We start from the raw sequence: 20,350 nt of genomic DNA on the forward strand, positions 1-20,350 counted from the left end.
GCCCTCTCCGATCACACTGAACGACTCGGCCCGTGAACGGGCGCGCGACCACCTGCGGCGTCAGCCCGCGATGACGCCGGGGGTCGCGCCCAGGTCCCCGACGAACACGGTGACCTGGGTACGCATGAGCCGGCCCGCCGCGTCGGCCAGCACATAGTCGAACGCGTCGTAGCCCGTGAATCCGGCGAACGGGCTGTACGTCACCAGGCCGTCCGGGGCGACGCCGGTCTCACCGCAGCGGGCCGGACCGACGCCGACGAGCTCGGCTCCCTCGCCCAGACCATCGGTGAGCCCGTTGAGCGCGCCCCGGTACCCCGGTGGCACCACGAGCTTTCTGCCCTGGGGAGGGAAGGGAGCGATGCGATAGCCGAGTTGCTTGATCGAGCGGGTGCTCGAGGTGAGGCTGCTGCCGCCGTCGGAGATGATTCCCGCTCGCAGCCTGGGGACGAGAAAGGCGTCCGGGGCCACGTGCTCATGGACGGTCAGCGCGATCCTGGCGGTTCTTTCCTCTCCCGTGACGGTGGAGGTCGCATAGCGGTCGCCCACGGCGAGGAGGCTCATACCGGCCGCCCGTTCCACAACCGCGGCTCCGTCGAACGAATCGACCATCAGATAGCCGTAGTAGCGGAACCCAGGCCCCTCGGGAATGACCTTCAACTCGAATTCGACCGTGTCGCCCGGCCGCAGCGGCAGGGCCGGGTCCTTGTCCGCGTAGAGCTCGACCGTGCAGACGATCGCCGGATTGTCCTGCTGGATACTTCTCAGGCGGGCGATCGGGTAGGTGCACGGGGCGTCGCTCACAGCTCCGTCCCCGCACCGGACGTACGTGCCCGGGTGATGGCGGCGTGTGTCTCGTCGTCGGGCCACGTCACCGCGTCCGGCGGGAAGTCCTGCCGGTCGAGGTTCACGGCCCAGTGCTGCGGAACGATCTGCTGCGCCACGAGGGAGTAGGCGACGAAACGTGCGCAGGCGATGGCCCCGGCCGGAACCAGGTGCCCCGGGTCGTCGAAGCCCTCGGGATAGTTCGGGTGCTCACCCGGCTGAAGGTGGACGAAGAAGGAGCGCGTGTTCTGCTCGCCCAGATCGGTCCACCACGACAGGCTCTGGCCGTACAGATCGATATAGGGCGTACTGGTCTCCACCGCAACATCGCTCATTGCCATGGCGTATTCCACGTGCTCGCGTGAGAGATTGCCGTGTGCGTCATGCGTGTCGCGTTCGTGCGTGCTCACCAGAACGGGATGCGCGTTGCGCGACCGAGCAGCCTCCACGAAGCCGCGCAGGTCGGCCCGGAAGTCGCCGAACGCCTCTGTTCTCAGCCATTTTTCGGGCTTGGCGTCGTTGATTCCGAACGAGATGAGCAGGTAGTCGCCCGGCCTGATGTTCTCCACGATCCAGGCGAGCCGGCCACGTTCGATGAACGTACGGGAACTGGCACCCGCGCGGGCACAGTTCACGATTTCCGCCTCACGGGTGAAGAAGAGCGGAAGAACCTGCCCCCAGCCCGTCATCGGCGCTCGGCTCTTTTCTCGCGCGACCGCGGTCGAATCGCCGGCGATGAAGATCCGGCACGTGGGAGCGCTGTTCGGCCGGTGCTCAGGCAGCACTTTCCCACACCCCCTCCGTCTGCCTCACATGTTCCGGAACCACAGGACCTTCAGGCCCGAGCGAACTCGCTCCGCCGGCACCCAGCCCGTCGATCGCCTCGTAGACCCGCTCGCAGTTCCGGTCATCGCGGTGGGCGAAGAAGTTCTCGGCCCGCTCACGGTAGGGCGACTGAACGACGAAACGGTCCATGATCGAGGTGATGATCTCGGTCACGGCCTCGTCCACCGTGCGGCAGACCGGACCGAACCCGTCCGTCGAAAGGTTGAAATAGCCCCGCTTGTAGTGACGACCGTAGAAGTCCTCCTCGTCAAAGGGGACGTACACGATCGGGGTGTCCATGTACGCGACGTCGAAGAAGACCGATGAATAGTCGGTCACCATCAACGCGCATTCCTTCATGGCCTGCTGAACATTCCGCGACTTCGGGTCGGCGACGATGATGGACGGCGAGTCGAGCTGGAAGTGGTGCAGGTACGGACGGATCTCGTAGTGCGGGAAGAACTCGAGGTCCACACCGAAGTGTTCCAACGCCTGAGTCAACCGGGGGTCCGACAGCAGCGCACGGTAGAAGCGGAAGTACTCGGACTGCGTGAAGGAGGTCTTCGCCGGTCCTGCCGACTTCTTGTAGGAGGCCGTGACGATCCACTGGCGCCAGGTGGGCATGAGAAGGATGCGAGGGCGTTCCCTCTGTTCCTTGCGCAGGGCGTCGAACCGGGTGAAACCGGCCAGCACCGCGCGCGGACCGTATCCCGCCTCCTCCGCGAAGAAGTCACGCTCCTGCCGTCCACCAGTGATGATCATGTCGTAACTGGTGACCCACTGCGACGCACCACTGGTCACGTCGTTGTACGTGATCCCGTGCTGCAGGAAGATCCGCTGATACCGGATCAGCTCGCCGAACCGGTGCAGATAGAGCGCCTTCCGGTACCCCTGCGGAACCAGGTAGGACTCGGAGTCGTACGCCCCGATCAGCTTGGTCGCATGGAGCAGGTACATGCGGTGCTTCCATGAGCCCAGCTTCAGGATGTTCCCGTAGGGGCTCACCTTCGCGTAGTCGGCGGAGTCACCGTCGATGACGTAATAGGCCTTACGTCGCTTCCGGTTCTGCCTGACCCACTTGAAGAAGTGGTACGAGTTGTCCTGGGCAGTGTCGGAGCGCTCCCCGATGAGCCATATCTCGCGAGAATGCAACAGGGGGTACGTGAGCCAGTAGGCCAGCCTCATGCGCCAGCCGGGGTTACGCCTCTTCATGATGCGGAGTTCGCGTGCGGTCCGCCAGAAAGTCTGCTTCAGCCGCGCCCCGACAGTACGGTTGATCAATCTGAAGTGCAGAGAGTCGCCGTCACCGATTGTCATCATGTACTGGTATCGGCCGACTTCGCCCATACCCTTGAGCCGGTGCAGCGGAAGGCGCGCCTTCATGACCACGTTACGGTGGCGCGCACCATCAGGAGAATGCACACGCAGCCGGAAGTCACCGGCCTTGAATCCCCCGGTGACGAGTTCGCTCACCGGGATCTCGGCATACCACCCGGCGTAGACGTCCCGCCCGTTCCTGGCATTATTGAGGTCCCGGCGATAGATCTGACGCAGCGGGACGACGATCTTTTCCGCCCGCGTCTGGTGAACGAATTCCAGACGATTGACGAACTTCGAGTCGATGTTCATCCCCGGGAAGGACATGCAGCCCTCGACCACAAGGACGGACCCGCGCGACCGGACGGACTCCACCACGACGTTGGGGTCGTTCACACGAGCCGAGCTCGACTGGTGCACCGGTCTTCCGAATGTGCGGAAGAATCCTTCGTCATCTATCTGGACGGCAAGCGGGGAATTTTCGAGAACGTCCTCCGGGGCGGCGAAGAGCGCGAAGTTCCCTGTCTTTGCAGCGTAGTGGTCCAGCTGCTGGGTGGGATTGGTGACGAACTCATCGATGACATCATCGGGAATTTCCGCATAGTGCGACTGAAGACCCGGAAATATCTCCCTGAGCTGCGTCCTCCCCATCATGTTCCGAGCGTTGCAGAGGAAACCCTTATAGGTTCGGGTCACATACCTGTGGAACATTCTGCGGATTTCCGGCGACTCTTTCGCGGAAACGTTCAGAAGGAAGTGATTGAGCTTCAGGTGGTCCCAGTAGTTCGCCGGCTTGCTCCACAGCGAGTCCATGATGGACGAACCGTCGGGGCGGCCCCGGTAGTAGTAGACGGGCCGGTCGACGATGCTGATGGCACGAGACCGGAGCATGGCGGGAAGGGTCAGCCACGCGTCCTCGAAGTGGACGCCCTCCCCGAAGCGCAGACCCTCGTCACGGAGCAACCGGGTACTGAAGAGCTTGTTGCACGCCGAACCGCTGAAAATCAGGTCCGGAACCTCGGAGAAGTCCCGGACAAGACGGTCACCGGCCCCGAAATACTGCTTCCACGGGCCGTACGGGCGGTCGGGGAAGTTCACCAGGTCCCCGACGACGACATCGGACGCGTCCCGGCGGGCCGCCTGGAGCATCTCCCACAGCGCGTCCTCACCGAGGATGTCGTCGGAATCCAGGAACGTCACATAGGGCGCCGTCACATGGGCGAGGCCGTTGTTGCGGGCGTTGCCCAGGCCGCCGTTCTGCTGGTGGACGACGACGACGTTGGCGTAGAACTGGGCGAAGTGGTCGAGCATGCGCGGCGTATCGTCCGTGGCGCCGTCGTCGACGAGGATCACCTGAGTCGCCGCGAAACCGCGCTGAGCGGCGACCGAGCCAAGGCAGTCGTCCAGGTACTTCTCGACGTTGTAGCAGGGAACGACCACCGCGAGGTCGTACTGTCCGGGCGCGTACGGCAGTGGCGCGGAGATCTTGTCCCGCCACCACATCCAGGGTGCGGTCGGGTCGCTCTGCTCGGCGTCGAACGACTTGCGGCCGTCCGCGGCACACCGCAGAGCGAGATTTCCGCTGACGGTGCGGTACCCCTCCAGGTCCTCGCCCTCGGACCGGAAGGTGAAGCCGGAGAGGTCGATGTCACGTACGTTCAGCGGCGACCGGGAGCGGGTGCGCTTCCACTCGACGATGACGGAGACGTTCCAGACCGTGCTGTCCGAGAAGTCCGGGCCGAGCACCGACTCCAGGTTCGCCTGGCCGCTGAAGCTCACGAACCGTTCGTCGGCCTCCGTGCCGGTTATGGGCACCGTGATGTCGTGCTTGGTGTGCCGATTGCGTACGACCAGGGAGAGCTTGAGGTCGTCGCCCGCCTCGATCCGCCCGAACCGATTGACCAGCCGGCCTTCGAACCGGAGCTTCACACCCGTGACGGACCAGCGGTCGAGCTGGGCGAAGAGCGGAACCTGGGAGAGGTTCGCGGCCGACAGCCCGAGCTCTGTCACGTCAAGCATGCGCCGGGCGTCCGGCAGATGCAGATGGTCGCCGGACCAGTAGACGCGTCCGTCCTCCTCGACGAGGAAGGACGACAGCACACTCTTGCGCTGTGCGTAGTCGAGTGTCGTGAGCGCCGCCTCGATCTCCTGGTACATGAGGAGGAAGGCACGCACCCGGTCGACCGGGTCGCACAGTTCGAAGGCCTCGTCGCTGATGGAGAAGAGGTAGTTGCTCGCGATCTGGGCGAAGCCCTGCTGAAACTCCGCGTCGCCCTCCGACAGTGCGCGCATGTACAGCCGCAGGTCGTGCGCGAGGAACTTCGAGTCCTTGCGGACCTTGAGCGTCCAGAGCCCCCGGTCGAGGAGGAAGGCGTCGGTGGCACGGTGCACGGCGACCCGGTCCGTGATGCTGCGCAGTTCCCCGGTGCGGCCGGTGATCGAGCCGCCGTCGGGCTCCCACATCCAGCGGTACACGGGGTCCGTGATGACGGTGATCCCGTCGGCGAGGCAGCCGGCCACGGTCGAGAAGTAGGTGTCCTCGTAGAACACGCCTTCCGGGAACCACACCCCGCCGTCGCGAAGGAAGTCGACGCGGTACAGCTTCGCCGCGGCGATGGGGTCGGTGAGCATCAGCGGGAACTCGACGAGACCGGGAACGGTGCGCCTCATGGCGTACACCTCCGGCGCCCAGCCCTCGGTCTCGTTGGTGGCGCGGTTGACCCTGATCGCCCGGCCGGCGGTGATGTCGCTCCCGGTCTCCAGGGCGCTGGCCAGCAGCAGCTCGCAGGCGCGTGGAGGCAGTTCGTCGTCGGCGTCCAGGAACATCACGTAACGGCCGGCGGCCTGGGCTATGCCCATGTTGCGGGGCGCCCCGACACCCCCGCTGTTGGTGGAACGGCGCAGCACCCGCACACGGCCGTTGCCGCCTGCGAAGCTCGCGACGACGTCCAGAGTGTTGTCCGTCGAGGCGTCGTCGACGATGACGACCTCGACCAGTTCGTACGTCTGGTTGACGGCGGACTGGAGAGCCTTGCCGATGGTCGTCGCCGCGTTGTACGCGGGGATGACGACCGTCACCCATACGTCAGGGGTGTCCTGTTCGTGCCTCATCGATTGCCTTCTCGGTCGCCCGGATATCCGCTCTGCTCCGGCAGGGGGGCGTGGGGGGCGGCGTACAGCCGCTCACCCTGATCCGGATAACCGTAGGCGCGACCTGCCTGCTGATACGTTCCCGCAGCGGGCCACGCCTCGTTGTACGCGTACTGCTCGTTCGGTGTGTAGGCCGTGTACGGCTGGGGGTAGGGCTGGAAGCCCGGGTCCTCGTCGGGCTGCGCGTCCAGCAGGCGCTCCGCGTCGAGCAGGCCTTCCTCGACACCGCGGCGGTGACGGCCCCGATGCAGATGGGGGGCGATCGTGCCGGCCGTGGAAGGGGCCGTGCTCAGGTCGGCCATGACCGCGGTGAAGTCGCGGGTGGAGAGCCAGAACTTGTACATGATGATCAGCTCGAAGATCCCCAGCAGCACTGCGGAGACCAGCGTCGTCATCAGGATCTGGCCGATCAGCGGCCCGATGATGAAGATGAACATCTGGAACTCGATGCCGCTGATGAGGTGCGGTCTGATGCGACTGCGCAGCATCGCGTGCCGTACCCGCTGGTACCAGGGGAAGCGGTGGCGGAACTGTGCGTGCAGGTCCACGACGTGACTCGCCGAGGCCTGTTCCTTGAGCGTCTCCGCCTCGGCCTCGGGGTTCTCGCGGAGCAGATCCTCCATGAACTGGATCTGCGGCTCCTGCGGCCCGGCGTGCAGGTGGCCCGCCGCCGCTTCGATGGCCGCCGCCCGTTCGGCCTCCAGCTTCTCGCGCGTCACCTTCTCGATCTTCGCGCGCATCGACATGCGCATCTTGTAGATCTGCAGCGCGTCGACGTAGCGGAGCATGTCGAGGAAGACGACCATCAACGCGGCGAGGAGGTAGCGCTCGTCGCCGCCGCGCAGGTACTGACCGCCCATCAGGGCGAGAGCGCAGAACAGCACACGGATGCGGTCGAAGACGTAGTCGAGCCACCCACCGAAAACGGTGCCGTTGCCCTTCAGCCGCGCGAGCTTTCCGTCGATGCAGTCGAGGATGAAGCTCAGGTGGTACAGCGCCGCGCCGATGGCAAGGGACAGCATGTCGCCCTTGAGGAAGAACCCGGCGGAGCCGAGTCCCACGAACAGTGCGGCCCACGTGACCCGGTTGGGTGTGATGAAACCGAACCGCGCCATGACGATCAGCATGCGGGTCGCGACGGGGTCGACCAGGACCACCGTCCACCAGGCGTCACGCTTCTTGCATGTCAGCTTCTGGACGGCACGCAGGGACAGCTTGGCCATAACCCCTCAGTCACGAGAACACCAGCAAACAGCCCTCGTGCATGCATGGGCAGAAACGAGGCGCCTCCATGTTCACGAGGTACCCCCCGGTCCTTCACATGAAAGATTCACAGACTTTATCAAGAACTGAACTGTTCGAGACCAGTGTCGTCATCATTCCGAGCCCCAGATGATCAGCTTTGACCGGGAATTGTCACACTGTGTGCCAGGAGTCGAACTCGAAGCCGCCTGCTCGTGACTCTCGGTGGGCAATCGCCAGCTGCCCCGCGGCCGTGAGCGTTCCCAATGTGACCATCCCGGTACGGGACCGGACAGCAGCGGGCGTGAGGCGCGATCTCGTACCTGCCTCGTTCCACCAGACACCCGCGTCCGGGCGCCCTTCGGCGTACGCCCCGACCACACTCGCCCCGCCCGGCCCCGAACGGACGAGAAGCCCGTAGGTCCAGCCGTCCACCTCGACCCGAGGAGCCCCGCCCATCGGCCCGTCGCCGTCGGCGCCACCGAGCGGCACCGGGCCCGCGGCACCGGGCCACCACATACCGGGCTCGTTCGTCAGCAGGTCCCGGAAGAGAACGGTGCCCGGTTCCGGGCCCGCCGTCATGGAGCCGGGCCGGGGCGAGAACGGCACACTCCGGTCCTCCGCCCAAGCGCCGTCGGTCCCGGACCGGTACCAGCGCACCACGGCGGCGGAGTCGCGCGTCCTGGCCAGGATTTCGATCTCGCCCCGCGCCGTGGTGACAGCCACGAGATCGTCCGCGACCCGGAGACCTCCCAGGTGCCGCCAGGGCGCCCATGCCCCGTCGGGAGACTGCTGGCGGTAACTCACGCTGTGCCCGAAGTTCCGGGCGAACACGAAGAAGTTGCCCGCGTAGTCGAAACCGGCCGCGGGGAATCCGCCCTCCCTGCTCTTGTACCGGTCTCCCGGGTTGGGAGAGCCCAGCGAGTTCCACGGCGTCAGGGGCTGTCCGGTGCGGTACTGCACGGCATGGACGATCTCCACATCATCGCCGCCGTCCTTGCGCGCGGTCCGGCGCAGAGCGAGGAGGTGGACGAACCCGTGGAGATCCCGGACGACGGAGAGACCGGGCATCAGCCGTGGACCGGGCAGAAGCTCCGGCCCCTGCCAGTCCGCGCCGCCCGGCTCGGACTGGACCCAGCGCACGACGCCGGCGGCTGACGGGAGGAACGCCGACAGCCTGCCGTCGAACCCCTCGGTCAGCCAGTTCGCCGTACGGGGATAGCGCGACGTCGCAGCGGCACCGAGCATGTCGTCCGCCCCTGCCCGACGACAGTCGACGAAGACCGGAGCTCCTGACTCCAGCTGATACGCGCGCGCCGCCGCCAGCGCGTCCAGCGCCGCGGCCGCGCGCCGGGGGGGCTCGTCGAGCACCGGTACGCGCTGGTCCTCGTCATATCCCACATGCACCGGATCGGGGTCCGGCAGCCGCACCCACCGCGGGCGCAGTTCCCGCAGCTCACGCAACAGCTCTTCGCGGCTGTCGCCGGCACCCCCGCCGACGAACACCGGAGTGCCCATGACCCGGCATCCACGCCGGACGGCCTCGGCGAGTACCTGCTCCAGCGCGGCCCGCTCCTCCTTGCCGCCCTCGTCGGCACACACGACGCCGATCTCGGTCCCGGCCTCCTCGGCCGCCACGAGGGGCACCGCGTCGCGTGGGCTCGCAGCGATCACCGCCACCTTGGGGAAGGCGTCCCGCGCAGCCCCGTCGGCCTGCGCCTTCCTCACCGGGCCGCCATCGGTCCTGCGAGCCATGTCTTCCCGTCCTTCCAGGTGTCACCCGGCGTCGGCGTCCTCATATCCGGCACCAGTCGCCGAGGGTCAGGCCCTGGCCGTCCTCCTGCCGCGCGACGGCCGGACGGCCGTCCTTGCGCATGACCGCGACGGCCATCCGCCCGCGCCCGTCGAGGGCAAGCGAAGGATCGCCGGCACAGGCCATGCCGGTGTCCGTCCACCAGACACCGTCCTGCTCCCCTTCGGTCGTACAGGCACCCAGGGCGAGCGCCCCGCCCGCACTCCTGAAGGCGATCACCGTGCAGTCGAGTCCGTCGAGCATGGTGCGCACGGCGCTGACCCGCCCGTCCCCCGGGTCGCCCCCCAGAGGAACGGGCCAGCGCCCGGCCCGGAAGGCGACAACCCCTCCGCCCCGCACATCGGTCAGGTAGTACGTCAGGCGGCCGGGGGCCGTCGCCAGCGAACTCACCGAGCCCGGCAGAGGGACCGCACCCACCTCGTAACCAGGCACCAGGGCTCCGCCCGGCTTCTCCTGGCGCAGGTGGAGCGCGCCCGTACGCGCGGGAACCAGCATCTCCACCAGCCCGGAGGACGTCGCCGCGGGTGCGGGCTGGTCGGTGACACCTGCCGCCGGCAGGCTCTGCCACGCCTCCCACTTGCCGTTCTTGTCCTCACGGCGCAGAGCGAGCGCGCCCAGCCCCGTCGGGACACAGACGTAGAGGGCACCGCCCGCGGCCACGGCCGCGGCCGGGGCCCCGACCTCCACCGCCTTGGCGATCTCCTTGAACGGATTGCCCAGCGAACGCCACTCCGTCACCGGACGGCCGGTCTGGTACTGGGTGGCGTACATGATGTCCACCGTGGACCAGTCATCGGCTCGTGGCCTGACCCTGCGCCCCAGCAGGTGGACGTAGCGGTCGGGGCCCTGGGCGACGGCGAGGTGGGTGATGCCCTTGGCCGGGAGGGCGTCGGGGCCCGTCCAATGCCGGGAACCGGGAGCTTCCTCCGTCCAGCGCAGGACCGCACCCTCGATGTGCACGAACACGGTCAGCCGGCCGTCGTGACCGGTCAGCAGCCAGGGACCCCCGAGGGCCCGGACGGGGTGTCGCGCTTCGGCGGACACGGGTCCGCCCGCCCGCTCGGCTTCGTGCAGGGAGGCACCTCTCATGGCGTGTCGTCACCCTCCCAAGGCATCAGGCCCTCATCGGGTGAGGGCTCAGCAACGAGACATCATAAACAGCGGCGGAAACGTGGGTGCGGGGAGGAATCACCGCACCCTCAGCGGCGCGCACCCGGGTGCCGCAGGCACCATCCGTCCCACGCCGAGGCCACCATCTCGCGCGCGTCGTGCCGGGCGGACCAGCCGAGCTCGTCATGAATCCGGTCCGCGGACGCCACGACCCGGGCCGGGTCGCCGGCCCTGCGCGGAGCGGATGCGGGAGCCGCCGCGGGCCCGTATCCCGTCACCTCGCCGATGAGGTCGATCATCTCCCGTACCGAGACGCCCTGGCCCCGGCCGATGTTGACCGTCAGATCCGTCCCCGGCTCGCGGTCGGCCAGCGCACGTGCTGCGGCGAGATGTGCCGAGGCGATGTCGTCGACGTGGATGAAGTCGCGCACGCAGGTGCCGTCCGCGGTGTCGTAGTCGTCACCGAACACGACCGGTGCCGCGCCCTCGGTCAGCTTCTCGAAGACCATGGGTACGAGGTTGAACACACCGGTGTCGGCGAGCTGCGGCGTGGCCGCCCCCGCGACATTGAAGTAGCGCATGGAGGCGGTGGCCATGCCGTGGGCCTTGCCCACCGCACGCACCATCCACTCACCGGCCAACTTGGTCTCGCCGTAAGGGTTTATCGGGGCGCAGGCAGTGTCCTCGGTCACAAGCTTGACGTCAGGCATGCCGTACACAGCCGCCGAGGAGGAGAACAGGAACGCGCGCACTCCGCTGTCCACGGCGGCGTCCAGCAGGGTCTGGAGACCCTCCACGTTCTCGCGGTAGTAGTACAGCGGGCGCTCGACCGACTCGGCGACCTGCTTCTTCGCCGCCAGGTGCACCACGCCGCGCACCTTCAGTTCCCGCATGGTGCGTCGCAGGTGGGCGCCGTCGAGCGTGGAGCCGTGCACGAACGGGACGTCCGCGGGTACGCGCGAGCGGTCTCCGGTCGAGAGGTCGTCGTACACCGCTACCGGCTCGCCGGCCTCCCGCATCGCCCGGAGCACATGCGCTCCGATGAATCCCGCCCCACCCGTGATCAACCAAGTCATGAACGAATAGTAGTTCGAAGTCGACAGGGCTCAATCCCAGGTATCAGAACGTACACTCTCACGATTGGCTGTTCTATAGTGCTCGGTCAGTCATGCATTCACGGACCGGTCACACCCCCCACCCGAGTCCCACGCACTCCGCCGCCCATCCCGGGCAATGAGATATGAGGACTCGAGCAGGATGAGCCACGACGCCATGACACCGGGCACGCCCAGCAGCCATGCCGCTCCGCGCGGAAGGGGGCGCAAGCGGAACGAGGGCTCCCCACGCAAGCCCCGCCGCGGCCTCAAGATCACGCTCGGGATCGTCCTCGTTCTCCTGCTCGCCGGTGGCGGCACCCTCTACTGGATGTACAGCAGCCTCGACGGCAACATCAAGGGCGTCGACATCAACAAGGCCCTCGGTGAGGACCGTCCCGAGAAGCTGCCGACGACGGGGCAGAACCTGCTGGTCCTCGGTTCGGACTCGCGGGCCGGGGCCGAGAACAAGGAGCTGGGCGGCGGCGGAAACGTCAGCGGCGCCCGCTCCGACACCGCGATGGTGGTGCACATCCCCGAGGGCCGTACGAGGGCCGTCGCCGTGTCCATCCCGCGTGACACCCTGGTGACCCGGCCCGAGTGCACCAAGTCCGACGGTTCGACGATGTCCTCCGCGAACCGCGTGATGTTCAACTCCGTCTACTCGCTCGCCGGTCCGGCCTGTGTGGTCAAGACCGTCGAGAAGATGTCCGGCGTCCGGATCGACCACTACCTGGAGATCAACTTCGCCGGGTTCAAGGACCTGGTCGACGCCATAGGCGGCGTCACGGTCGACGTCCCGCAGGACATCGACGACCCGGCGTCCGGGCTCAGCCTCACCGCCGGCCCGCACAAGCTCGACGGAACCGAGTCGCTCGCCTACGTCCGTACGCGGCACGGCATCGGTGACGGCAGCGACCTCGGGCGCATCGGCCTCCAGCAGCAGTTCATGATGGCGCTGCTGAGCGAAATCAAGTCGCAGGACCTGCTGGGCAGCCCGACGACGACGTACAAGATCGCCAGCTCCGCGACCAAGTCGCTGACGACCGACGAGGGACTCGCCTCCCTGAAGTCGCTCACGGACTTCGCGCGCTCGATGAACGGCGTCGACCCGTCCTCGATGGAAACGATCATGCTGCCGGTCGCGTACGACAAGCAGGACCGCAACCGGGTCGTGGCCTCCGAGCCGCAGGCCGGCACGCTCTGGAAGGCGATCCGCGAGGACGCCACCATTCCGGAGTCCGCGAAGAAGTCTCCCGCCACCGGCGGCTGACGGCCCGTGGGCGGCCCGGTATCCGGGCCGCCCTCCGCGTCGTGGTCACGACGGCCCGGGGGCTGCGGCAGCGGGGCGGGTGCGCACGGAAATCGGGTGCGTGGGGCCGCGCACGGTAGGCCCCGCACCGCCACGGCCACGGCCACCGTGAGCGCCACCGCGACTGCCACCGCTCAAGCGACCGGCTTGCGCTCCCCCTTCTCGTTCACCCGGCTGTGCTTCTGCCCGTACAGGAAGTAGATGGCGATACCGATCGCCATCCAGACCCCGAACCGCACCCAGGTCTCGGCCGGCAGGTTCAGCATCAGCCAGACCGACGCGGCCACCGAGAGGATCGGGACCAGCGGGACCCACGGGGTACGGAAGGCGCGGTGCAGGTCGGGGCGGCTGCGGCGCAGGACCAGCACACCCAGGGCGACGACCACGAACGCGAAGAGCGTGCCGATGTTCACCAGCGTCGCCAGTTCGTTGATGCTGGTGAAGCCCGCGATGATCGCGATGATCACGCCGAGCAGGATGGTCGGCCGGTACGGAGTACCGAAGCGCGGGTGGGTCACGGAGAAGAACCGCGGGAGCAGCCCGTCCCGGCTCATCGCGAAGAACACCCGGGTCTGTCCGAGCAGCAGGATCATGCAGACCGTGGTGAGGCCGACGGCGGCGCCGAAGCTGATGACACCCGCGTAGAAGGGGTGTCCGACGGACTTGAACGCGTCGGCGAGCGGGGCGCTCACCGACAGTTCGCTGTAGTTCTGCATGCCGGTGACGACGATGGACACGGCCACGTAGAGCACGGTGCAGATCAGGAGCGAGCCGAGGATGCCGCGCGGCATGTCCCGCTGCGGGACCTTCGTCTCCTCGGCGGCCGTGGCGACCACGTCGAAGCCGATGAAGGCGAAGAAGACGACCGACGCGGCGGTGAAGATGCCCATGACGCCGAAGTTCGTGGGCTCGTAACCGAACATCAGCTGGACCAGCGGCGCGTCCAGGCCCGCCCCCGCGGGCTGCTTCACGGCGTCGGGGATGAACGGCGTGTAGTTGTCGGCGTCGATGAAGAAGGCGCCCGCGATGATCACGATCAGGACCACGGTCACCTTGATGGCGACCACGACCGTGGTGACGCGTGCGGAGAGCTTCATGCCGAGCACCAGGATGACCGTGAGCACCAGTACGAGCGCGAAGGCCAGGATGTCGAAGCCGAAGCCGTCGGCGACGTCGGGTCCGGAGAGCGCCTCGGGCATCGTCCAGCCGATGTTGTCCATCAGCGAGCGGACGTAGCCCGACCAGCCGACCGCCACCACGGCCGTGCCCAGCGCGAACTCCAGGATCAGGTCCCAGCCGATGGTCCAGGCGACCAGTTCGCCGAGTGAGGCGTAGGAGAAGGTGTACGCGGACCCGGCCACCGGGACCGTGGAGGCGAACTCCGCGTAACAGAGCGCGGCCAGCGCGCAGACGATGCCCGCGGCGACGAAGGCGAGCGCGGTGGCCGGGCCCGCCGTCTCCTTGGCCACCTTGCCCGTGAGGACGAAGATGCCGGTGCCGATGATGACACCGACACCGAAGACCGTCAGGTCCAGTGCCGAGAGGGATTTCCTGAGCTTGTGCTCCGGTTCCTCGGTGTCCCTGATCGACTGTTCGACCGTTTTCGTCCGGAACATTGTGCTCACCGGTCTGCCTCCGTGATCGTTCTTCTCGTCCGTCGCCGGGGCCCTCGCGTTACCCGAATCACGGCCATGATCGAGAGGGCGCGCGGCATGCGGGCGGTCGTGCGGGGCGATTCACCCGATGGGGCCCGGGAGAGCGAAGGCCACTGGGCCGTACGGAGTAGACGGGAGCCGCGGGCGGCCCCGGACGGCGGGAGCACGGGACACCGACCGCGCACCGGTCCGTGGGGCCAGTGGGGACCGAGGAGCGCGCGACACGACCGCGCCCCCCGGTCCGTGGGGACCGGGGGGCGTGGACGGGTGACGCGGTGGTGCGATCAGTCGCGGGCGGGCTCCACCGGACGCGGCTCGGCGTCCCGGCTCTCGTACCGGCCGTCGAGCCTGGCCACCAGACCGGTGACCTGACGGGCGATGTCCGGAGCGGTCAGCCCGATCTCGGCCATGACCTCCTTGCGCGAGGCGTGGTCGAGGAAGACCGGCGGGATTCCGAAGTCCCGCAGCGGTACGTCGACCCCGGCATCGCGCAACGCCTGGGCGACGGCGGAGCCGACCCCGCCGGCGCGGCTGTTGTCCTCGACGGTGACGACGACCCGGTGCTGCTCGGCGAGCGGGGCCATGGCCTCGTCGACGGGCTTGACCCAGCGGGGGTCGACCACCGTGGTGGAGATGCCCTGGGCCTCCAGCAGAGCGGCGATCTCCAGGCACATCGGGGCGAGCGCTCCGACGGACACCAGCAGCACGTCGGGCCGCTTGGTGCCGGCCTCGCGCAGGACGTCCATCCCGCCCACCGTGCCGACGGCCTTGACCGCCGGGCCGACCGCGCCCTTGGAGAAGCGGACCACGGTCGGGGCGTCGTCGACCTCCACGGCCTCGCGCAGCTGGGCGCGGACCTGGTCGGCGTCGCGCGGGGCGGCGATCCGCAGGGTCGGCACGCACTGGAGGATCGACATGTCCCACATGCCGTTGTGCGAGGCGCCGTCCGTGCCGGTGACCCCGGCGCGGTCCAGGACGAAGGTGACCCCGCACTTGTGCAGGGCGACATCCATCAGGACCTGGTCGAAGGCGCGGTTGAGGAAGGTCGCGTAGACGGCGAAGACCGGGTGCAGTCCGCCGGTGGCGAGGCCCGCCGCGGAGACCGCGCCGTGCTGCTCGGCGATGCCGACGTCGTAGATCCGGTCCGGGAACGCCTCCTCGAACTTGCCGAGGCCGACCGGCTGGAGCATGGCCGCGGTGATCGCGACGATGTCCTTGCGCTCCTTGCCGAGCTTGACCATCTCCTCGCCGAAGACGGAGGTCCAGTCGAGACCGGAGGTGGAGATCGGCAGGCCGGTGTCCGGGTGGATCTTGCCGACCGCGTGGAAGCGGTCGGCCTCGTCCTCCAGGGCCGGGGTGTATCCGCGACCCTTCTCCGTGAGGCAGTGGACGATGACGGGCCCGCCGAAGCGCTTGGCCCGCTGGAGAGCGGACTCCAGGGCCTCGATGTCGTGGCCGTCGATCGGGCCCACGTACTTCAGGCCGAGGTCCTCGAACATGCCCTGGGGCGCGATGAAGTCCTTGAGGCCCTTCTTGGCGCCGTGCAGGGTCTCGTACAGCGGCTTCCCGACGACGGGAGTGCGCTCCAGGAGGTCCTTGCCGCGGGCCAGGAACCGCTCGTACCCGTCCGTCGTGCGGAGGGTGGCGAGGTGGTTCGCGAGGCCGCCGATGGTCGGGGCGTACGAGCGCTCGTTGTCGTTGACGACGATGACGAGGGGGCGGTCCTTGGCGGCGGCGATGTTGTTCAGCGCCTCCCAGGCCATCCCGCCGGTGAGCGCACCGTCTCCGATCACCGCGACGACGTGGTCGTCCTTCTTCAGTACCTCGTTGGCCTTGGCCAGGCCGTCGGCCCAGCCGAGCACGGTCGAGGCGTGCGAGTTCTCGATGACGTCGTGCTCGGACTCGGCCCGGGAGGGGTAGCCCGAGAGGCCGCCCTTGCTCTTGAGCTTCGAGAAGTCCTGGCGGCCGGTGAGCAGCTTGTGCACATAGCTCTGGTGGCCGGTGTCGAAGAGGACCTTGTCCCGTGGCGACTCGAACACCCGGTGCAGGGCGATGGTCAGCTCGACCACACCCAGGTTGGGGCCGAGGTGTCCACCGGTCTTGGACACCGCGTCGACGAGGAACGTACGGATCTCCCCGGCGAGCTGCTCCAGCTGCTCAAGGCTGAGCCGGTCCAGGTCGCGCGGTCCCCCGATGCGGGTCAGCAGATCCACCCGTGCCTCCTTGCGTTTGAGCTGGTCGAGCGTGCCGATCCGACGAGTCTAATGTTCCGCCCGCGTGCGCCGTCAGCGGGCGGCGTATTCGCGGTGCATTCGCGGTGCATTCTGTGTCACGCGATCGGATGACGTATGACATTGCAGTGCCATGTGTGACACGGGAACGCGGGCACGCACAAGCCCGGCACCTCGGAGGATGCCGGGCCTGGGCGTGGTGGGGCGGTCAGGCTCGACCGGCCGACTTCTGGGTCTTGCGTGTGACGGAGTCGATGACGACCGTGATGAGGAGGACGCCGCCGGTGATCATGTAGTTGATCGGGGTGGCGATGCCTTCCAGCGACAGGCCGTACTGGATCGAGACGATGACCATGACGCCGAGGAGCGCGTTCCAGGTCCGGCCGCGTCCGCCGAAGAGGCTGGTACCACCGATGACGGCCGCCGCGATGACGTTCATCAGGAGGTCGCCGGTGCCGGAGCCCTGGTTGACGGCCGCGATCTTGGAGGCCCAGAACAGGCCGCCGATCGCCGCGAACGTACCCGCGATGGCGAAGACCGAGACCCGGATCGCCGTAACGTTGATGCCCGCGCGGCGGGAGGCCTCGACGCTGCCGCCGAGCGCGAAGATCTTCCGGCCGTACGCCGTGCGGCGCAGGACGAAGTCCGTCGCCACCAGGACCACGAGGAAGAGGACCAGGGCCAGGGGCAGGCCCCGGTACTGGTTGAACATGATCGCGGCGGCGAAGGCGAAGACCGCGAGCACGACGGTACGCACGACGATGTCGGTGAGCGGCCTGGCCGGGATGCCCGCGGCCTCGCGGCGGCGGCTGTCCAGGAAGGCGGAGAGGAAGTAGCCCACGACGGAGACCGCGGCGAGGCCGTAGGCGGCCGCGACGTCGGCGAAGTAGTACGTGGTGAGGTGACCGACGACGCCGTCGCCGTCCAGGTTGATCGTGCCGGTGTCGCCGAGGAGCTGGAGCATGAAGCCCAGCCAGAACAGCAGGCCGGCGAGGGTGACGGCGAAGGCGGGGGCGCCGATCCTGGCGAAGAAGAAGCCGTGGATCGCACCGATGACCGCGCCGCTGGCGATCGCGATGAAGACGGCCAGCCACTCGTTCATGCCCTGGGTGACGCTCAGCACGGCCACGAGTGCGCCGGAGACGCCGCTGACCGAGCCGACCGACAGGTCGATCTCACCGAGCAGCAGCACGAAGATGATGCCGACGGCCATCATGCCGGTGGCGACCATCGCGACGGCGATGTCGCTGAGGTTCTTCGCGGAGAGGAACTCCGAGTTCAGGCTCTGGAAGACCACGCAGATGATGACCAGGCCGATGATCACGGGGATCGAGCCGAGGTCACCCGCGCTCATCTTGCGCTTGAACTCGGTGAGGTATCCGCCGAGGCCCTGCTCGCGCACGAGCAGCCGGGGGTCGACCGCGGTGGCCGCGCCCTTGGCGGCGTCCGGGTTCACCACGGGGGCGCCGGCGGGGGCGGCCGTCTTGTCGGTGTTCACTTCTGAACCTCCGCGTTGCGCGCCGCACGACGGGTCACGGCGTTTTCCGTGGCGCCGGTGATGGCGGAGATGATCTCTTCCTGCGAGGTGGTCTTCACGTCGAAGACCCCGTTGTTACGGCCCAGCCTGAGCACCGCCACCTTGTCGGCGACGGCCTTCACATCGGCCATGTTGTGGCTGATGAGGATGACCGCGTGGCCGCGCTCGCGCAGCCGCTCGACGAGGTCGAGGACCTGGGCGGTCTGCTCGACGCCGAGGGCCGCCGTGGGCTCGTCGAGGATGACGAGCTTGGGCTCGCCGAGCATCGACCGGGCGATGGCCACGGTCTGGCGCTGACCGCCGGAGAGCGAGGCGATCGGGATGCGGACGCTGGGGATGCGGATCGACAGCGTGCTGAGGAGCTCGCGGGAGCGGCGCTCCATCTCGACCTCGTTGAGGACTCCGAACTTACGGAGTTCCCGGCCGAGGTAGAGGTTGCCGACGACGTCGATGTTGTCGCACAGCGCGAGGTCCTGATAGACGGTCGCGATGCCCAGGTTCTGGGCGTCGTGCGGCTTGTTGATCTGGACGGCGTCACCTTCCCACTCGATGACTCCGTCATCGATGGGGTGCACACCGGCAATCGTCTTGACCAGCGTTGATTTACCGGCGCCGTTGTCGCCGACCAGGGCGACCACCTCGCCGGCGTGGACCTCAAGCTGTACATCGGTGAGCGCCTGGACGGCACCGAATCGCTTGGAGACCCCTCGCAACGCCAACACGGGCGTAGCGGACACGTGAACCATCTCCTTCGCCGCCTGACCGGCGGGGATGCCGCGCCTGGGGGAAGGCGCGGTGGTCGAGCAGAAGAGAACAAGGGGGCGCAGCGGAGGCTGCGGTGAAGAGTTCCATCCGGCGCCCCGCCCGGCAGCGGGACAGTTGGTGGGCGGGGCACCGGACAGGCTTCGTTGGCCCAAGCCGCTTGTGTGTCAGCGGACTTGCGGCCGGTGGGCGGCCTTCGCACCGCGCGGTGGCGGTGGTCGGGCGGCCGTGGGGGCCGGCCGGAAGCGGCCGGCCCCCCGACGGGTTACTTCAGGCCGAGCTTGTCGCAGGCGGCCTTGTACTTGGCCGTGCAGATCTCGTCGACCGTGTAGATGCCGTCCTTCAGGACGGTGTCCTGGATGTTGGCCTGGGTCAGCGAGACGACCGGGACCAGCACGGTGGGAACGGCCTTCTGGGTGGGGCTGTCCACCGTGGACGTGGCGATCGAGTCGAGCTTCTCGCCCTTGGCCAGCGCGACGGCCATCTCGGCGGCGGCCGCGCCCTCGGGGGCGTACGGCTTGTAGACGCTCATGAACTGCTCACCGGCGACGATGCGCTGCACACCGGCGAGTTCGGCGTCCTGGCCGGTGACCGGCGGGAGCTTGGAGAGACCGGCGGCCTTGAGGGCGGTGATGATGCCGCCCGCCATGCCGTCGTTGGCGGAGTAGACGCCGACGATCTTGTCCTTGCCGAGGGCCGTGATCGCCGCCTCCATGTTGGCGTTGGCGTTCTCCGGCTTCCACTCCTTGGTGTCGTACTCCTTGCCGTACTTGACCTTGCCGTCGAGCTCGGCCTTGGCGCCCTTCTTGAAGAGGGCGGCGTTCGGGTCGGTGATCGCGCCGTTCATCATCACGATCGTGCCGCCGTCGGCCTTGTCGCCGAGGGCCTCCAGCAGGGCCTTGCCCTGGACGTGGCCGACCTCTTCGTTGTCGAAGGAGGTGTAGGCGTCGATCGGGCCCTCGGCGAGGCGGTCGAAGGCGACGACGGGGATGCCCGCGTCCTTGGCCTTCTTCACGCCGTTGGCGATCGCCTTGGAGTCCACCGCGTCGATGATCAGCGCGTCGACCTTGTTGGTGATCATGGTCTCGACCTGCTGCGACTGCAGGGTGGCGTCCTGCTTGGCGTTGGCGTAGATGACCTTCGCCTTGCCGTTGGTGAGCTCGCTGACCTTCTCCTCGATGAGCGGCTTGTCGAACTTCTCGTACCGGGCCGTCTGATTCTCGGGAAGGAGCAGACCTATCTTGAGGTCGTCGCCCTTCTTCGCCGAGCTCTCTTCGGCCTTGTCGCCGGACTCCTTGGCGCTGCCGCAAGCGGCGAGCGAGACAGCCATGGCGGTGGCGGCAACGGCAACGGCGGCACGACGCATACGCGTGTTCATTCTCGAACCTCCCTGACGAGGCCGCGACGTTGCGGCCGAGGTGGCTGGAAGTCAACTCGGCCGCGACGTCAGCGTCAAGGAGTAAATCCTTAACGAGATGAC

The 20,350-nt window shown here is 67.8% G+C and carries 13 protein-coding genes; 1 reads left to right on the forward strand and 12 read right to left on the reverse strand.

Going from position 1 to position 20,350, the window contains the following annotated elements; translation table 11 throughout:
* Window positions 1-60: 60 nt before the first annotated feature.
* The 7 genes from AC07FA_RS18975 to galE form a co-directional block, all read right to left on the reverse strand.
* Entirely contained in the window at window positions 61-801 is a 741-nt protein-coding gene (locus tag AC07FA_RS18975; protein ID WP_479076803.1) for an Ig-like domain-containing protein, read from the reverse strand.
* The gene (locus tag AC07FA_RS18980) at window positions 798-1,607 is read right to left on the reverse strand and encodes a rhamnogalacturonan acetylesterase (protein WP_479076805.1); all 810 of its coding nucleotides are present in this window, start codon (window positions 1,605-1,607) and stop codon (window positions 798-800) included. The genes AC07FA_RS18975 and AC07FA_RS18980 overlap by 4 nt, the downstream gene beginning before the upstream one ends.
* Window positions 1,597-6,075 (reverse strand): bifunctional glycosyltransferase/CDP-glycerol:glycerophosphate glycerophosphotransferase, encoded by a 4,479-nt coding sequence (locus tag AC07FA_RS18985; protein WP_479076807.1) that lies wholly within the window; start codon window positions 6,073-6,075, stop codon window positions 1,597-1,599. Before AC07FA_RS18985 ends, AC07FA_RS18980 begins: the two co-directional genes overlap by 11 nt.
* Window positions 6,072-7,337, reverse strand: a complete 1,266-nt coding sequence (locus AC07FA_RS18990) for a CDP-alcohol phosphatidyltransferase family protein (RefSeq protein ID WP_479076809.1) — start codon at window positions 7,335-7,337, stop codon at window positions 6,072-6,074. The genes AC07FA_RS18985 and AC07FA_RS18990 overlap by 4 nt, the downstream gene beginning before the upstream one ends.
* A gap of 193 nt (window positions 7,338-7,530) precedes the next feature.
* Window positions 7,531-9,111 carry a PLL family lectin gene (locus AC07FA_RS18995; RefSeq protein ID WP_479076811.1) on the reverse strand — a complete coding sequence of 527 codons (1,581 nt, stop codon included), beginning with the start codon at window positions 9,109-9,111 and terminating at the stop codon, window positions 7,531-7,533.
* A 40-nt stretch (window positions 9,112-9,151) separates the two neighbouring features.
* Window positions 9,152-10,258: a PLL family lectin gene (locus AC07FA_RS19000; protein ID WP_479076813.1), complete on the reverse strand. Its 1,107-nt coding sequence runs from the start codon at window positions 10,256-10,258 to the stop codon at window positions 9,152-9,154.
* Between the two features lie 110 nt (window positions 10,259-10,368).
* Window positions 10,369-11,355 (reverse strand): UDP-glucose 4-epimerase GalE, encoded by a 987-nt coding sequence (galE, locus tag AC07FA_RS19005; RefSeq protein WP_479076815.1) that lies wholly within the window; start codon window positions 11,353-11,355, stop codon window positions 10,369-10,371.
* 181 nt (window positions 11,356-11,536) lie between these two features.
* On the opposite strand from galE, the gene AC07FA_RS19010 reads away from it, so the two are divergent.
* Window positions 11,537-12,646, forward strand: coding sequence for an LCP family protein (locus AC07FA_RS19010; RefSeq protein WP_479076817.1), 1,110 nt, complete (start codon window positions 11,537-11,539; stop codon window positions 12,644-12,646).
* A gap of 173 nt (window positions 12,647-12,819) precedes the next feature.
* Here the strand turns inward: AC07FA_RS19010 and AC07FA_RS19015 are convergent, their stop codons facing one another.
* The 5 genes from AC07FA_RS19015 to AC07FA_RS19035 all read right to left on the reverse strand — a co-directional run bounded on the left by AC07FA_RS19015 (window position 12,820) and on the right by AC07FA_RS19035 (window position 20,248).
* On the reverse strand, window positions 12,820-14,301 hold the full coding sequence (locus AC07FA_RS19015) for an amino acid permease (protein ID WP_479077236.1): 1,482 nt from the start codon (window positions 14,299-14,301) through the stop codon (window positions 12,820-12,822).
* A gap of 323 nt (window positions 14,302-14,624) precedes the next feature.
* Window positions 14,625-16,553: a 1-deoxy-D-xylulose-5-phosphate synthase gene (gene dxs / locus AC07FA_RS19020; protein ID WP_479076819.1), complete on the reverse strand. Its 1,929-nt coding sequence runs from the start codon at window positions 16,551-16,553 to the stop codon at window positions 14,625-14,627.
* A 226-nt stretch (window positions 16,554-16,779) separates the two neighbouring features.
* Window positions 16,780-18,069, reverse strand: coding sequence for a sugar ABC transporter permease (locus AC07FA_RS19025; protein ID WP_479076821.1), 1,290 nt, complete (start codon window positions 18,067-18,069; stop codon window positions 16,780-16,782).
* Window positions 18,066-18,854 carry an ATP-binding cassette domain-containing protein gene (locus tag AC07FA_RS19030; protein WP_328906463.1) on the reverse strand — a complete coding sequence of 263 codons (789 nt, stop codon included), beginning with the start codon at window positions 18,852-18,854 and terminating at the stop codon, window positions 18,066-18,068. The genes AC07FA_RS19025 and AC07FA_RS19030 overlap by 4 nt, the downstream gene beginning before the upstream one ends.
* Before the next feature lie 281 nt (window positions 18,855-19,135).
* A complete protein-coding gene (locus tag AC07FA_RS19035) occupies window positions 19,136-20,248 on the reverse strand; it encodes a substrate-binding domain-containing protein (protein WP_479076822.1) in 1,113 nt (370 codons plus the stop codon).
* Between the last annotated feature and the right edge of the window lie 102 nt (window positions 20,249-20,350).

This window comes from Streptomyces sp. NPDC045968 (genome assembly GCF_056430475.1).

Coding starts and splice junctions, on each gene's coding strand:
- AC07FA_RS18985 (WP_479076807.1), bottom strand. CDS start 6,075: ATGAGGCACGAACAGGACACCCCTGACGTATGGGTGACGGTCGTCATC.
- AC07FA_RS18990 (WP_479076809.1), bottom strand. CDS start 7,337: ATGGCCAAGCTGTCCCTGCGTGCCGTCCAGAAGCTGACATGCAAGAAG.
- AC07FA_RS18995 (WP_479076811.1), bottom strand. CDS start 9,111: ATGGCTCGCAGGACCGATGGCGGCCCGGTGAGGAAGGCGCAGGCCGAC.
- AC07FA_RS19000 (WP_479076813.1), bottom strand. CDS start 10,258: ATGAGAGGTGCCTCCCTGCACGAAGCCGAGCGGGCGGGCGGACCCGTG.
- galE (WP_479076815.1), bottom strand. CDS start 11,355: ATGACTTGGTTGATCACGGGTGGGGCGGGATTCATCGGAGCGCATGTG.
- AC07FA_RS19010 (WP_479076817.1), top strand. CDS start 11,537: ATGAGCCACGACGCCATGACACCGGGCACGCCCAGCAGCCATGCCGCT.
- AC07FA_RS19015 (WP_479077236.1), bottom strand. CDS start 14,301: ATGTTCCGGACGAAAACGGTCGAACAGTCGATCAGGGACACCGAGGAA.
- AC07FA_RS19030 (WP_328906463.1), bottom strand. CDS start 18,854: ATGGTTCACGTGTCCGCTACGCCCGTGTTGGCGTTGCGAGGGGTCTCC.
- AC07FA_RS19035 (WP_479076822.1), bottom strand. CDS start 20,248: ATGAACACGCGTATGCGTCGTGCCGCCGTTGCCGTTGCCGCCACCGCC.